Source organism: Roseibium aggregatum (assembly GCF_014692675.1).
GTDB lineage: Bacteria > Pseudomonadota > Alphaproteobacteria > Rhizobiales > Stappiaceae > Roseibium > Roseibium aggregatum_C.
On record NZ_JABFCZ010000005.1, the window covers coordinates 237,130 to 250,664 of the forward strand.

Here is a 13,535-nt window from a genome sequence, read left to right on the forward strand (position 1 = left end):
ACGAGCCAAATCTGACTTAATGATGGGGCGACATGCCCTCGGCGATCGCCAGATGATGGGCCTGATGATGCGCGCCCAGGGTCATGACGCCGATAAAGCCGAGCGCATGCAATTTCGTCAGGTCGGCCGGATCCGCCACTGTCACGGTTAGAACCGCGCCATCAACACTGTCTTCGGCGGTATAGCTGAACCCGGCGACCCCGTTCATCGTCGCCGCATGCGCCTTGACCATGCGCCGGATCGACTCCTTGACCTCTCCGGATCCGGTGACCGTGAACCGGTAACCGTTGTCGACGGGCGTGGCCTCGGCCTTGGCATGAAGGGTCACGTTGTTCATGTCGATCAGGTGCGCGCGCAAAGCCGGAATATTGACCTTCGACCAGTCCGTTTCCGGATCGGCGGCGAGCAGGTTCACGATTTCCTGGATCGCGGCGAAGGCGCCCTGGCCGGGTTCAGTGGGCGTTTGCTGAGTTTGCATGCCGGTAGCTTGCATCCCGGTCCCGGCGTTGTGCTGCATCTGGTGATCGTGGCCCATATGGCCGCCGGTCTCCATCTGCGCGGCTTGTGTCGTCACCGGTGCAATAAGCAGGGTTGCGGCGAGGGCGTATCGGATCATTGAAGCACTCCGGTGTTGTCTGTCTTGTCGATTTATCTTGCCAGAACAAACCCGCATCCAACATGATAGCGATCATGTCATTCGTCGAAAACGATCTCTTCGGAGGCCTCGCCAGCCAGAAACGGCGGTTCGAACCGGGCGGGTACCTGTTCCATAGAGGCGATCCGGTCCAGAGCCTGTTTCGTGTCGTCGAAGGAGAGGTCCAACTGGTCCGGCACCAGGAAGCAGGGGCCATGATTGTCCTGCAACGGGCAATGCCCGGTGATGTGGTTGCCGAGGCGTCCTTGTTTGCCGCCAGCTATCATTGCGACGCGGTGACCCGGATTGAAGCCATCGTCGAAATCGTGTCGAGAGACGCCTTTCTTACGCATTTTCGGCACGCCCCTGATTTTGCGGAAACCTGGGCCGCGAGGCTCGCGCGCGAAGTCCAGGTCATGCGGCTGCAGAACGAGATCCTGTCGCTGAAAACGGTTCGGGAACGGCTCCAAGCCTGGCTGGCATGGCACGGCGATTTGCCGGCGAAAGGCGAGTGGGTCCAGCTCGCCCGCCAGATCGGCGTCAGCCCGGAAGCGCTCTATCGCGAAATAGGAAAACAGCGTGCCCGGTCCTGAGTCGCCCTTGGCAACGATTTGAAATTTTCAGGAATAGTCCTCTGCGAGGTCGGCAGTTGTCCGTTTGCCGATGTCATCATAATGCTGGTCCATCCATTCCCGCGCGGCATTCCGGCCGATCTCCTTGAGTTCCGTCAGGAACGCCCATTCGGCATTGACCTTTGACGAAGCCTGAAGCGGCTTGAGCGCGTCGGCCGTGATGCGGTGAAGGTGCACTTTCATATACTCGTCCGGAGATAGTTTGCCGTCCTCGATCAACCGGCTGACGAAGTCGATGGCCCGCAGCTCTCTCAACAGGGTGGAATTGAAGGTGATTTCGTTCAAACGGTTCAGGATCTCGCGGGCCGTTTTCGGCGTCTCGCGCCGGTGCACCGGGTTGATCTGGATGAGGACCACGTCCGGCGTATCCGTGTGGTAGAACAACGGATAAAGCGGCGGATTACCCATATAGCCGCCATCCCAATAGGGCTCGCCATCGATCTCCACAGCCTGGAATATATGCGGCAGGCAGGCTGAGGCCATGACCGCGTCCAGGGTGACATCCTTTTCCCGGAAGACACGGATCTTGCCGGTATGCACATTCGTGGCCGCGACGAACAGCTTCAGCGCGGAACAATGGTGAACCCGGTCGAAGTCGACGACCTTGTCGACGACGTCGCGCAGCGGATTGATGTTCAGCGGATTGAATTCATAGGGAGAGGCAAAGCGCGACAGTAGATCGAAGGCCAGGAAGCTCGGCGAGAAATCCAGGCTCCACTGGCCAAGGGCAATATCGATCGGCGAACGCTTGATCGGGCTCAGAAAGGATTGCCGGCTAACCTCGCGCCAGAAGGTCTCCAGATAGGCGCGGGCGCCGTCTTCACCACCGGCTTCCATTCCGGCAGCCAACACGACCGCGTTCATGGCGCCCGCTGACGTGCCCGAGATGCCATCGATGACGAACCGTTCGTCCTGGAGCATCCAGTCGAGCACGCCCCAGGTAAAGGCGCCATGGGCGCCGCCACCTTGAAGAGCGAGATTGATCCGTTTGGCGGGTTGCTTTCGGGGAGCCATGAAAATCCGATGCGGTCTGACCAAAACCCTTCAAAGCCGGAAGGGTATACCGCCGTATTTCCGCCGTCTATCGGGAAGAAGGGAACGCCTGCCTTTGCATCAGTCTAATTCGCATAATATATATTATGGAACTTATTGAGATAGGCACTTTAGCGCAGGTTTCTGCGGGATACCGCACGCCCTTTCAGACGGATCTCGGCAGATCGCACCGTCATTCGCCGTTGCTCGCATCATACGCCTGCTGCGCAGCCTCGACGCAATCGATGTTCTCGCCGACCCACGTCATCAGATGACGGATCGGCTCGAGCAGCGACCGGCCCAGCTCGGTCAACTCGTACTCCACATGCGGCGGAACCGACGGATAAACCGTCCGCGACACCAGTCCGTTCCGTTCCAGACCGCGCAGCGAGAAAGTCAGCATTCTTTGCGAAATGCCGTTGATCCGGCGTTTCAGCTCGCTGAAGCGCATCGGACCGTTAGCCAGGATGCTGACGATCAGCAATGTCCATTTGTCACCGATACGGGCCAGGATCGGCGTAATCCGCTTGCAGCCACCGGTCACATGCATGTGCCCAAGATCCAGTTCTGTGCCTTCTTGCATTGCAGCATTCCGGTAATTAATTGTTCCTAAGTATCCGTTTTATACCAAAAGGAGCGAAAAGCCATGGCCCTACATCTGCAAGTCATCCTCGCCAGCACCCGACCGGGCCGCAAAGGCCCTGAAATCGGACGCTGGTTTGCTAAATATGCAAGCAATAACAGTGATTTCGAGATAGATGTTGTAGATCTTTCCGAATTCGATTTGCCTGTTTTCGACGAGCCGCACCATCCGGTCATGCAGAAATACGAGCATGACCATACCAAGCGCTGGAGCGAAACGATCGACAAGGCGGATGCCTATGTGTTCGTGACACCCGAATATGATCACACGGCACCGGCATCGCTGATCAACGCTCTGACCTATCTCTCGAAGGAGTGGAACTACAAGCCGGCCGGTTTCGTGTCTTACGGCGGCGTATCGGGCGGATTGCGCGCGGTGCAGTCGCTCAAACCGATGATGAGCGCCCTGAAGCTTGTTCCGCTCCCGGAAGCGGTGACGGTTCCCGGTTTCACGGAATTCCTGGGCGAAAGCGGCTTCGATGCCAACGAGTTGCACGAAAAGGGCGCCGCGGACATGCTGGCGGAACTCGGCAAATGGGCCGGCGCTCTGAAGGGCATCCGTACCCCGGTGGCGGATAAGGCCAACCAGGCAGCCTGAGGCCTCAAACGGCTGCGGATGTCGCCTCCCCGTCGTCCGCAGCATCGATCACCTTCCGCGCGATGTCGTAGGAATAACCGGCCCGGCACAGGGCCGCCATGTCCTTCTCGCGGCGCTCCTCGCGCTGACCGCGGGTCCGCCAGGGACCAAGCTTCCGCCGGCGCGCATAGGTTTGAGCGGCTTCCAGATCCGATGTGTTGTCCTGGTCGACTACGGTTGCGATCAGATCGCGATCGACACCCTTGGAGGCAAGCGTCGCCTCGATCTGCCGTTTGGAGCGGCCACGGCGGCGCAGTCCTGCCAGTTTGGTTTCCGCATAAGTCCTGTCGTCGACCATTCCGGCGCGCCGGCATTTTTCCACGACCTGGTCGACAATCTCGCGAAATTCCTCGGGCGCTCTGCCATTGGCCGTCGCCGCCCGTTTGACCTTTCGGGTCAGGACTTTGCGCAGGTTTTCAAGAGACGATGAATAGCGGTCCAGATAGTGGATTGCCGCTCTTGTCAGACGGTCTTCCGTCGGCAGCCTGTATTTTCTTTGGGCGCCACGGTCCCGCCGGCCGCTCCGGCCGTCGGTTTCGTCTGTTGGCTTAGCCTGTTCCACCATCCGCCCAGCCTACAAACGACCGGCCGGATTCGCTAGTGGCCGCCACCACCGCCGCCGGCTGCAGCGGGCTTTTCGACCAGCACAAGAGCCAGGACCAGTCCGATGAACAGGGTCGTCAGGAGCAGGAAGACATCGGCGAACGACATGACGATCGCCTCACGGGTCACCATGCCCGACACGGCCTTCAGGCCGGCGGTGTCGGCCAGGTTACCGAGCGCGGAATAGGCATGGCTCATCATGGCCATGGTTTCATTGACCACCGGTCGGGACCAGTTGATGCTTTCCGCCAGGCGGGCGTAATGGAAGTCCTGCCGGCTTGTCAGCATCGTGCCGATGATCGCGAGGCCGACCGCGCCGCCCAGGTTCCGGGTCAGATTGAACAGGCCCGAGGCATTCTTGATCATGGCCGGCGGCAGGACGCCGAGGGCGATGTTGTTGATCGGCACCATGCAGATCATCAAGGAGCAACCGCGCAGGATCTGCGGCAGAAACAGCTCCCAGTAGTCCCAGTCATGGGTCAGCCCGCTCACCATCCAGGTGCCGAGGCCGAAACCGGTGAAGCCGATCGCCATCATCACCCGCGGATCCATCATGCGCATCATCCGTCCGGCAAGCGGGGCCGTCAGGAACATTGCCGCACCGGAAACGAACATGGTCTCGCCGATCTGCAGCGAACTGTAGTCGCGTACCGCACTGAGATAGACCGGATAGAGATAGGTCAGTCCGTATAGGCCGATCCCCATCGTGAAGCTGAAAATGCAGCCGATGGTGAAGTTCCGGTTGGAAAAGGCCCTGAGATCGACCACCGGTTCCCGCACCGTGAAAACCCGCCAGAAAAACACCGTGGCGCCGATGAGTGCCGCCAGGCTGAACAGAAGAATTTTTTCGCTCTGGAACCAGTCCTCGCCGGACCCCTCCTCCAGAACGAATTCCAGCGACCCCAGAAAGACGGCCATGGCGGCAAAGCCGATCCAGTCGAAATGTTCAAACAGGGACCAGTCCGGCTTATCGAAATCGATCAGCGAGATAGCGGCAATGGTGACGAAGATGCCGGGTATGACATTGATCAGGAACAACCAGTGCCAGGAGGCGAGTTCCGTCAGATATCCGCCGAGCGTGGGGCCGACCGTCGGCGCAAGCGTCGCCACAAGGCCGATAATGGGCGAAACAACGCTGAATTTCTCGCGCGGGAAGATCGTGTAGGCCGAGGCGAAAACCGTCGGGATCATCCCACCGCCGATGAAGCCCTGCAGCGCGCGCCAGACGATCATTTCCTCGATCGTCGACGCGGTGGCGCACATCATGCTCATGAGGGTAAAGCCCGCCGCCGACATGGCAAACATCCAGCGTGTCGAGAGCATCCGCGACAGATATCCGGAAAGCGGTATCATGATCACTTCCGCAATCAGATAGGCCGTCTGGACCCAGGCAATATCGTCCTGGGATGCGCTCAGCCCCGCCTGGATTTCCGGCAGGGACGCAGACACGATCTGAATATCCAGAATGGCCATGAACATGCCGAAAACCATGCACAGGAAGGTGAACAGCCTGCGCCCGGTGATGACCTGAACCGGATAGTCTTGGGAAGAGGCGCTTGCCATGTCGGGGCGGCCCTTACTGCCGAAGCGCCAATTCGGCACCGTCAGATGCGGGGGACCCGGTGCGCGTGTCGACTTCGACAATCACGGACATTCCCGCGCGCAAGGGGTGTGTCCTCGCATCATCCGGATCGACTTCGATCTTCACCGGAACCCGTTGAACGACCTTGGTGAAGTTTCCTGTCGCGTTTTCGGACGGCAGCAGGCTGAAGACCGAGCCTGTCGCCGGTGAAATGCTTTTCACCCGGCCGGTCAGGACCTGACCCGGATAGGCGTCCACGGACATGGATACTTCCGCGCCCGGATAAATCTTGCCGAGCTGGGTTTCCTTGAAGTTGGCATCCACATGGGCTTCGCTGATCGGCACAATCGCGGCAACGCGGCTGCCGGCCTGCAGGAACGACCCGACCTGTGCGGCACGGTTCCCAAGGATACCGTCGACCGGCGCTCTCACGATCGTAAACCCAAGGTCCCTCTTGGCCTTTTCCAGCGCGGTCTCGGCCGCCTTGACGGCCTGAACCGCTTCCTGCTTCTGGCTCTTCAGGACCTCGACATTGGCTTTCGCCAGATCGATGGCGGCCGCAGCCTTCTGAACGTTCGCATCTGCACTTTTCTGCGCCGTACGCGCGGAATCGAGGCTCGCCTGGCTGACGACATTGTTGACCGTCAGCTTGGACCGGCGCTCATAGGTCAGATCGGTATCTTCCTTGGCGGCTTGTGCCGCAAGCAGGCCTGCCTGCGCTTCGCTGATGGAGACCTCGCCGGCCTTGATCTGGTCCGAAATCCGGTCGACCGTCGCCTTGGCGGACGCCAGGCTGTTGCGGGCGGCCTCGACGGCCAGGCGGTAGTCGCCATCGTCGATGCGGAACAGGACATCCCCTGCTTTCACATAGGCGTTGTCATCCCGCTCTACCGAAGAGACATAGCCCGACACCTTGGACAGAATGACCGTGATATCGGCATTCACATAGGCATCGTCGGTGGTTTCAATGAACCGGCCGTGGGTCCACCATGCGTGCCCCTCATAGGCGCCCCCGGAGAGCGCGGCAGCAAGAAGCACCAGCAGGATAACCCTGCGCCTTGCCTTCTTCTTCGGCTTCGCCGGGACGGGGGCGGCCGTCTTGGCATCAGCGGGCTTTACGGCATTGCTGGACGTCGCAGGCTCTGCCGCCGCAGCGGGTGCCTCGGCATCTTGTGTCTCTGTGCTCACAGATAAATACCTTTTTCGTCATTTCCGAACGATAGTCAGCCCTTCGAAAAAATATTGACTGAACGGTTCGGTCAATACTATATACGCAATTGAATTGTGCGGCGCAATCGGCTGAACCAAAATTTTTTGGAGGCTTGAACGACAGGTGGCGCGGCACTGCTTCGGCTTCGCTTTATTCCGGCAATTTGAGACGGTAGACTTGGCGAACCTGTTTCCGCGCTGTCATACACCCAACGAATGGACCGCCGTGACGTGACCCAACTTGACGAAACCCTGGACGAAAAGACCACTCCCCGCCCGGATACGGCCAAATGCCGGCAGATCCTGAACGGTGCACGCGAGGTATTCCTGTCCCACGGCTATGACGGCGCCTCCATGGACCAGATCGCCAGGACGGCCGGCGTATCCAAGGGAACGCTCTACGTCTATTTTCCCGGCAAGGAAGCCCTGTTCCGCGAACTGATCCTGAAAGACCGGATGAAACAGGCGGAGGCTCTTCTCGACTGCGCCGCCGGCGAAGGCAATTTGCACGATTCCCTGACCAAGATCGGCCGTGTTTTCATCGAACAGATGTTCAATGCCGAGAGGCTGTCGACGATCCGCATGGTCATCGGAGCGATCGAGAAATTTCCCGAATTCGGTGTCCTGCTTTATGACGCCGGCCCGAAGAAGGGCATGGAAACCTTCAGCCGCTTTCTGGAAAAATACGTCGAAAGCGGCGAACTGACCTGCCCCGACACGGAGCTGGCCGCCTGCCAGTTCATGGATCTGTGCAGCTCGCGGATCGGAAAAAGAGCCATGTTCCACCCTGGCCAGTTGCCGGATCAGGATGAAGTCAATGCGAACGTTGAATCCGCGGTGCGGATGTTCCTGGCAGCTTACGGAACGGACAAGTCAAAACCCTGAGCGGGTCTCGTTTCAGGATTTCAGGCCTTGGCCTCAATCCGCATGCCGTCATAGGCTGGAACGATGTGGTTCGGCAGTTCCCCGCACAAGGTGGCGTAATCCATGTCATTGTGCAGGTTCGTCAGAACGGCTTTCTTCGGCTTCAGATAATCGATCCACGCCAGGGCATCATCCAGCGAGAAATGGCTCGGATGCGGCGTGCGGCGCAGTGAATCCACGATAAAGACATCCAGATCGGAAAAGCCCGCATGGGACTTTTCCATGATATCCGACACATCTGGAAGATAGGCGATCCCGCCGACCCTCAGGCCGAGCGACTTGATTTCCCCGTGTTCGACTTCCAGGGGCAGAAACCGGATCGGACCGCCTGCCCCGCCGATTACGCATTCCTTGTCGGCCACGAGTTCGTGCCGCTCAAGGATCGGGGGATAAGAGGACCCGTGCGGCGTCCGGAAGCAATAGTCGAAGGCGGTGAGCGCCCTTTGATAGGTATGGGCATCCATATAGACCGGCATGCGCTGGCGATGCCGGATCGTCAGCGCGCGCAGATCGTCGATCCCGTGCAGATGATCCGCATGCGGGTGGGTATAGAGAACCGCATCCAGATGCTGTACATCGGCATCCAACAGCTGCTGACGAAGGTCGGGGCCCGTGTCGATCAGAACGGAAGTCTTGCCATTCTCGTCAACCTGTTCGACCAGGATGGAACAGCGCCTGCGCCGGTTTTTCGGTTCATTCGGGTCGCATGCCCCCCAGTCATTGCCGATCCGGGGGACGCCGCCTGAAGATCCGCAGCCGAGGATGGTGACCATCAGTTTGCTGCTCATCCGGCGCTCACCTGCAGACTTGCCGGTTTGGGCACTTTCGAAAACAGCCGGAAGAAATTCTCGGTCGTCTGCGCCGCCATTTCCTCGAAGGAAACGCCCCGGGTTTCGGCGAGAACCGCAGCGGTCATCGCGGTATAGGCCGGTTCATTGCGCTTGCCCCTCTTGGGCTGCGGCGCAAGGTAAGGCGCGTCGGTCTCGACCAGCAGCCGGTCGGCCGGCAACTCCCTGGCAATTTCCCGCAGGTCTTCGGAACGCTTGAAGGTCAGGATCCCGGAAAAGGACACGTAAAGTCCAAGTTCGATCCCGGTCAGGGCAAGCTCCCGTCCGGAAGAAAAGCAGTGCAGAAGGGCCGGGAAGGCCCCCTTCCCCATTTCCTCGCGCAGGATTGCCGCCATGTCGTCATCGGCGTCGCGGGAATGAATGACGAGCGGCAGGCCGGTCTTGCGCGCCGCTTCGATATGGACGCGAAGCCCTTCAGCCTGCGCGTCGCGCGGCGCCTTGTCGTAGAAGTAGTCGAGCCCCGTTTCGCCGACCGCAACCACCTTGGGGTGATCGGTGAGTGCAATGATCTCCTCGACCGGTATCCCCCGTTCTTCGCCGGCGTTGTGCGGGTGGGTGCCGACCGAGCAATAGACATTGTCATAGGCTTCTGCGACGGCCCGGACCTGATCGAATTTCCGGATCCGGGTGCAGATCGTCACCATCAGATCGACGCCCGCCTCGTGGGCGCGGGCGATCAGTTCGTCCCGTTCGCCGTCGAAATCGGGAAAATCAAGGTGGCAGTGGCTGTCGACAATCATGAATACGGGCTTGTGGGTTGTGAGGACGTATGAACCGCCTGCTTCGGTAGCCGCATGCAGCTCAAGACGCAAGTAGGTTGCGATGCAAACACATCAAGAGCCGCCCTTGAACACAAGGCCCCAGCGTAACGCACCCGGCGCAATTCATCCCACCCAATCGCTCTAAAGCAGACCGTTTTCCTCAAGCACCTTGCGGGCCACCCGGAAACACTCCATGGCCTGCGGAACGCCGCAATAAATTCCGATCACGTGAACGATCGCCCGGATTTCCTCTTTCGAAACCCCATTGTTGAGCGCACCGCGGCAATGGGTTTCCCATTCATGCATCTTGCCGAGCGCGCCGATCATGGCGAGGTTCATCATGGACCGGGTCTTTGCATCGATGGTCTCGTCGCCCCAGCCGAATCCCCAGCACCAGGCGGTCATCGCCTCCTGGAACGGAAGGTTGAAATCGCCGGCGTTTTCAAACGCCTTGTCGACATAGTCGGCGCCGAGCGTTGCCCTGCGCTTTGCCAGTCCTTTTTCGAAAAGATCCTGATTCATAATCCCTCCCCTTTTACCATACGTCACGCCGGTTGGCGGCCATGGTGTCAGGTTAGTCGGATTCGGGTGCGAGTGCCGGTTATTTCACGACAAGGAACTCCAACCGCGGACGCACCCGATTGTGCGTCTGCGGAGGGGTGTCGGGCCTTTCAAGCGCCCGCGGATCAGGTTACGGCCGCTTCGCCGCTGTCAGTCTTTCACGCACTCGTTGCAAACGGTGCCTGAATTGACCGGCGCGGTATTCTTGCAGCTCCAGCCTACGCCGCAGTCGGCATTCTTCGTGCACTGCCCGCAGAATGCAGCCGCTGCGCTCGGCAGCAACATTACCGGCACGGACGCCAGAACACCGATCCCGGCGGCCCTGGCCATCAGACCAAGTGTCCGGCGCCTGCCTGCCGGGTCGATCGGCGTCGCCTTCAATGACCGTGTCGCCCGGAAGGCGTAGCCGGTCATATGGGCCAGCCACAGGAAGCTCAGCCCGGCCGCAATCAATGCTGTTGTCAGGGAGATGGCAGGATCACTGCCGGCCGACAACGCCAGCACAAAGACACCCCAGGCGCACAGGGCAGAAATGAGCGCCTTTTTCATGCAGCGGTCGCAATGACCGAGATTCCGCAGAATGAACGAAGACTGTTTAGGAGACGTCTGATGCATGATGCCCTCCTGTTGGCTCGAGGGTGGCGGCTGCCGCCACCGCATTCAGATTACCACAAACAGCGGTTCACACCCGCAGTTAGCAGACGAGCTGGTTAGCCTCTGATTAAAACAGCGCCTGCATCACCCGGTCCCGTGTCAGGGGCAGGTCCTGCACGGTAACGCCGAGGGCTGATCGAAGCGCGTTGCCCAGTGCGGCGGCGGTCGGTCCTTGCGAAATCTCCCCACAGCCGAGCGGCGGCTGATCGGGCCGTTCCAGAAGACGAACAGCAACCTCCGGAACTTCGGAGAATTTCAGGATCGGATAGTCGAGCCAGTTTTCGGCGGCGGCCTGGCCGCCTTCCAGCCTGGCGGCTTCCTTCAACGTCCAGCTCATGGACTGAATGATCCCGCCTTCTATCTGGTTAAGGGCACCGTCGCGGCTGATGACCTCGCCGATATCGGCGGTCGCAAAAATGTCGGTGACGCGGATTTCCTGATCGACCTCGACACGGGCCATGACGGCGCAATAGCCGGCCGTATTCTTGTAACGCGCAAACCCCAGGCCCCAGCCGATCCCCTGTCCGCGCGGTTCCCGTCGCCAGGAACCGGCGAAGTCATCGACGGCCTCGATCACGGACTTGGCCCGCTCGTCATGCAAATGTGCAAGGCGAAAGACGATGGGGTCGATGCCGAGCTCCAGGGCAATCTCGTCCATCAACGTCTCAATGGCATAGACATTGGTGTAGGCGCCGAGGCTTCGCAGGGATGACGACCGGTAAGGCAGCGCATGGACGATCCGCTTTGAGACCTCCACATTCGGAATGGCGTAAAGCGGGACCGCGTTTCGATCCGCGCCACCACCGCGGGCAATCGGAATATCCGTTGACGGCGCCGGCGGCATCGGCCTTTCCAGATAGGCTGCGGCCCGCAAATTCGGGGTCCCGTTGACGCTGGGTCGGTTGGCATGGGGGGCGGAATTCACCTCAAGGCGCATGGAGCTGATCTTGCCGTCGTCATCGACAGTAGCCGCGCAACGAGTCACCATGCCCGGCCCCATGGGTGCAGCCTGGAATTCGTCCCGTCGGCTCCAGACCACCTTGACCGGCCGCCCGGGCACCGCACGCGCCATCAGGGCCGCATCGAGCGCCGCATCGTCAGCCCCGTTGTGGCCGTAGCATCCGGATCCCGGACGATGGATCACGGTGATCCCCTCTTCCGGTATCTTGAACACCATGCCGAGGGCTGTCCGCAGCTGATAGACCCCCTGACTGTGGCACCAGACCGATAGGTCGTCCTCCTGCCATTGCGCGACCGCAGCCGACGGTCCGATGGATCCGTGATGCAGATACGGTCGCGACACCGTGGTTTCGAACCATCGTCCCGCCGGTTCGTCGACCGTCCCGGTTTGCACGACAATATCGGCCGGTTCTCTCGACGCTCCGATCGCCTGGATCGCGTCATTCGGCACCTGCGCCCGGTCGACCCATCTGGCCTGCCCCCGAGCCCAACGGGCAGCGGAGATGGCGTCTACTTCCGTTTCAGCGACAATGCCGACAAAACTGCCGTCGCGAACCACAGCCACCACACCGGGCCGGGCTCTCAGCGCCTCCAGATCGAGGTCCTGAAGTTCAGCGGACATGGACGGCGGGTGTACCGGCTTGCCATGGAGCATGCCCGGCCGTTCCATGTCATGAACGAAGGGGGAGCCAACCAGCCGCTCCTTCAGATCGAGGCGAAGCGTATCCGCGCTATGGGCTGTTTCGGCCGCCAGCGGAGCAGCCCATTCGGTAACCGGCCGATCAAGATCCACATCCCCGGCCAGAGTACCGAATTCTAAGTCTGTCGGCTCGCCGTCCCTGAGGATGACCCCATCCGCAAGACACAGATCCGCAGTCTCACAGCCAAGCCTATCCGAAGCTGCTTTAAGCAAGAGATTCCGAAACGCCGAAGCCGCCCATCTGACCGCCTGGCCTCCGCCGGAAACGGACATGCTTCCCGCCGTGAAGCCTTCATTCGGCGTCAGGCCCGTTTGTCCCGCTTCAAAAGCAAGTGCCTCAGGCACGCAACCGAGTTCATCCGCTGCCATCCGGCAGATCGCGGACGCGTTTCCCTGTCCGAGTTCAACCCGCCCGGAAAGCACCGTTATCTCGCCCTCCGGCGAAACCCGGATCCAGTTGCTGATCAGGGGGGCAGCCGTCAGGGGCACCGGAGGTTTGGGCGCAATCATTCGCAGGTCTCCGCCATCACTGCCGCCGCCTGCTCCACCGCCCGAAGGATCCGTGTGTGGGTGCCGCAACGGCAAAGGTTGCCGTCGAGCGCGGCGATGATCTCCGACCGCTCCGGTCGGCTGTTGCGCTCAAGCAAGGCCTTGGCCGCCATGAGGATTCCCGGCAGGCAATAACCGCATTGGGCCGCCTGATGATCGATCGCGGCGTCGATCAGCGGATGTGCCGGGTCGGTGTCGAGGCTTTCGACTGTCTCGACCGCCTTGCCGGCCACAGCCGATACGGGCAGATCGCAGGAAGTCACGGCCGCGCCATCCACAATGACAGTGCAGGCCCCGCAGGCTGCATCGCCGCAACCGAACCGGGTCCCCTTGAGCCCCAGTTCCTCGCGCAAGGCATAGAGAAGCGGAATATCAGCCCCTGTCCGGACCGTCCTGTCCTCTCCGTTCACGCGAAACGTGACGTCTGTGTCAGTCACCCCTGTTCCTCCCGGCGACCTGATTGATTGAAAAAACGGCTAAAGCATCATCCTTTTCGGCTCGCTGATGAGGCTTGCATATGTAGCCAGGAACCGTGCTGCATCGGCTCCGTTGATGACGCGGTGATCGTAGGAGAGATCGAGCGGCACCATGGGTTTCGGCTGGAAGG

At 60.4% G+C, this 13,535-nt stretch carries 16 protein-coding genes; 3 read left to right on the plus strand and 13 right to left on the minus strand.

The window, feature by feature from the left end; translation table 11 throughout:
• Positions 1-16: 16 nt before the first annotated feature.
• Positions 17-616 (minus strand): hypothetical protein, encoded by a 600-nt coding sequence (locus HK439_RS05920; RefSeq protein ID WP_190290457.1) that lies wholly within the window; start codon positions 614-616, stop codon positions 17-19.
• 74 nt (positions 617-690) lie between these two features.
• Here HK439_RS05920 and HK439_RS05925 point away from each other — a divergent pair, with 74 nt between their 5' ends.
• Positions 691-1,227 carry a Crp/Fnr family transcriptional regulator gene (locus HK439_RS05925; RefSeq protein WP_235987623.1) on the plus strand — a complete coding sequence of 179 codons (537 nt, stop codon included), beginning with the start codon at positions 691-693 and terminating at the stop codon, positions 1,225-1,227.
• A gap of 27 nt (positions 1,228-1,254) precedes the next feature.
• Here HK439_RS05925 and HK439_RS05930 read toward each other — a convergent pair whose 3' ends face one another.
• Both HK439_RS05930 and HK439_RS05935 read right to left on the minus strand, forming a co-directional pair.
• Positions 1,255-2,280 (minus strand): patatin-like phospholipase family protein, encoded by a 1,026-nt coding sequence (locus HK439_RS05930; RefSeq protein ID WP_190290459.1) that lies wholly within the window; start codon positions 2,278-2,280, stop codon positions 1,255-1,257.
• A gap of 211 nt (positions 2,281-2,491) precedes the next feature.
• Positions 2,492-2,881, minus strand: coding sequence for a winged helix-turn-helix transcriptional regulator (locus tag HK439_RS05935; protein ID WP_190290460.1), 390 nt, complete (start codon positions 2,879-2,881; stop codon positions 2,492-2,494).
• Positions 2,882-2,944: 63 nt separating this feature from the next.
• Between HK439_RS05935 and HK439_RS05940 the strand changes: the two genes are divergently transcribed.
• On the plus strand, positions 2,945-3,538 hold the full coding sequence (locus tag HK439_RS05940) for an NADPH-dependent FMN reductase (protein ID WP_190290461.1): 594 nt from the start codon (positions 2,945-2,947) through the stop codon (positions 3,536-3,538).
• Positions 3,539-3,542: 4 nt separating this feature from the next.
• On the opposite strand, the gene HK439_RS05945 is transcribed toward HK439_RS05940, so the two are convergent.
• The 3 genes from HK439_RS05945 to HK439_RS05955 are packed head-to-tail and all read right to left on the minus strand — an operon-like array spanning position 3,543 to position 6,950.
• A complete protein-coding gene (locus HK439_RS05945) occupies positions 3,543-4,142 on the minus strand; it encodes a regulatory protein RecX (protein ID WP_190290462.1) in 600 nt (199 codons plus the stop codon).
• Between the two features lie 32 nt (positions 4,143-4,174).
• Positions 4,175-5,743 (minus strand): DHA2 family efflux MFS transporter permease subunit, encoded by a 1,569-nt coding sequence (locus HK439_RS05950; RefSeq protein WP_190290490.1) that lies wholly within the window; start codon positions 5,741-5,743, stop codon positions 4,175-4,177.
• 13 nt (positions 5,744-5,756) lie between these two features.
• Positions 5,757-6,950 (minus strand): HlyD family efflux transporter periplasmic adaptor subunit, encoded by a 1,194-nt coding sequence (locus tag HK439_RS05955; RefSeq protein ID WP_209011584.1) that lies wholly within the window; start codon positions 6,948-6,950, stop codon positions 5,757-5,759.
• 252 nt (positions 6,951-7,202) lie between these two features.
• On the opposite strand from HK439_RS05955, the gene HK439_RS05960 reads away from it, so the two are divergent.
• Entirely contained in the window at positions 7,203-7,856 is a 654-nt protein-coding gene (locus HK439_RS05960) for a TetR/AcrR family transcriptional regulator (protein WP_209011585.1), read from the plus strand.
• A 20-nt stretch (positions 7,857-7,876) separates the two neighbouring features.
• Here the strand turns inward: HK439_RS05960 and HK439_RS05965 are convergent, their stop codons facing one another.
• The 7 genes from HK439_RS05965 to HK439_RS27070 all read right to left on the minus strand — a co-directional run bounded on the left by HK439_RS05965 (position 7,877) and on the right by HK439_RS27070 (position 13,518).
• A complete protein-coding gene (locus HK439_RS05965; protein WP_190290464.1) occupies positions 7,877-8,683 on the minus strand; it encodes an MBL fold metallo-hydrolase in 807 nt (268 codons plus the stop codon).
• Positions 8,680-9,483 (minus strand): TatD family hydrolase, encoded by an 804-nt coding sequence (locus tag HK439_RS05970; protein WP_190290465.1) that lies wholly within the window; start codon positions 9,481-9,483, stop codon positions 8,680-8,682. Before HK439_RS05970 ends, HK439_RS05965 begins: the two co-directional genes overlap by 4 nt.
• A 162-nt stretch (positions 9,484-9,645) precedes the next feature.
• On the minus strand, positions 9,646-10,026 hold the full coding sequence (locus HK439_RS05975; protein ID WP_190290466.1) for a carboxymuconolactone decarboxylase family protein: 381 nt from the start codon (positions 10,024-10,026) through the stop codon (positions 9,646-9,648).
• A 189-nt stretch (positions 10,027-10,215) separates the two neighbouring features.
• Positions 10,216-10,680 (minus strand): DUF3624 family protein, encoded by a 465-nt coding sequence (locus tag HK439_RS05980; protein ID WP_190290467.1) that lies wholly within the window; start codon positions 10,678-10,680, stop codon positions 10,216-10,218.
• A 106-nt stretch (positions 10,681-10,786) separates the two neighbouring features.
• Complete coding sequence (locus HK439_RS05985) at positions 10,787-12,889, minus strand: xanthine dehydrogenase family protein molybdopterin-binding subunit (protein ID WP_190290468.1); 2,103 nt, start codon at positions 12,887-12,889, stop codon at positions 10,787-10,789.
• Positions 12,886-13,365 (minus strand): (2Fe-2S)-binding protein, encoded by a 480-nt coding sequence (locus tag HK439_RS05990; protein ID WP_190290469.1) that lies wholly within the window; start codon positions 13,363-13,365, stop codon positions 12,886-12,888. Before HK439_RS05990 ends, HK439_RS05985 begins: the two co-directional genes overlap by 4 nt.
• A 39-nt stretch (positions 13,366-13,404) precedes the next feature.
• Positions 13,405-13,518, minus strand: a complete 114-nt coding sequence (locus HK439_RS27070; RefSeq protein WP_235987830.1) for a 2-oxo acid dehydrogenase subunit E2 — start codon at positions 13,516-13,518, stop codon at positions 13,405-13,407.
• Positions 13,519-13,535: the final 17 nt, after the last annotated feature.

Excerpts from the sequence above, each read along its gene's own strand:
- HK439_RS05925 (WP_235987623.1), top strand. The coding sequence starts at position 691 with ATGTCATTCGTCGAAAACGATCTCTTCGGAGGCCTCGCCAGCCAGAAA.
- HK439_RS05985 (WP_190290468.1), bottom strand. The coding sequence starts at position 12,889 with ATGATTGCGCCCAAACCTCCGGTGCCCCTGACGGCTGCCCCCCTGATC.
- HK439_RS05975 (WP_190290466.1), bottom strand. The coding sequence starts at position 10,026 with ATGAATCAGGATCTTTTCGAAAAAGGACTGGCAAAGCGCAGGGCAACG.
- HK439_RS05970 (WP_190290465.1), bottom strand. The coding sequence starts at position 9,483 with ATGATTGTCGACAGCCACTGCCACCTTGATTTTCCCGATTTCGACGGC.
- HK439_RS05945 (WP_190290462.1), bottom strand. The coding sequence starts at position 4,142 with ATGGTGGAACAGGCTAAGCCAACAGACGAAACCGACGGCCGGAGCGGC.
- HK439_RS27070 (WP_235987830.1), bottom strand. The coding sequence starts at position 13,518 with ATGGTGCCGCTCGATCTCTCCTACGATCACCGCGTCATCAACGGAGCC.
- HK439_RS05980 (WP_190290467.1), bottom strand. The coding sequence starts at position 10,680 with ATGCATCAGACGTCTCCTAAACAGTCTTCGTTCATTCTGCGGAATCTC.
- HK439_RS05920 (WP_190290457.1), bottom strand. The coding sequence starts at position 616 with ATGATCCGATACGCCCTCGCCGCAACCCTGCTTATTGCACCGGTGACG.
- HK439_RS05940 (WP_190290461.1), top strand. The coding sequence starts at position 2,945 with ATGGCCCTACATCTGCAAGTCATCCTCGCCAGCACCCGACCGGGCCGC.
- HK439_RS05935 (WP_190290460.1), bottom strand. The coding sequence starts at position 2,881 with ATGCAAGAAGGCACAGAACTGGATCTTGGGCACATGCATGTGACCGGT.
- HK439_RS05930 (WP_190290459.1), bottom strand. The coding sequence starts at position 2,280 with ATGGCTCCCCGAAAGCAACCCGCCAAACGGATCAATCTCGCTCTTCAA.
- HK439_RS05950 (WP_190290490.1), bottom strand. The coding sequence starts at position 5,743 with ATGGCAAGCGCCTCTTCCCAAGACTATCCGGTTCAGGTCATCACCGGG.
- HK439_RS05965 (WP_190290464.1), bottom strand. The coding sequence starts at position 8,683 with ATGAGCAGCAAACTGATGGTCACCATCCTCGGCTGCGGATCTTCAGGC.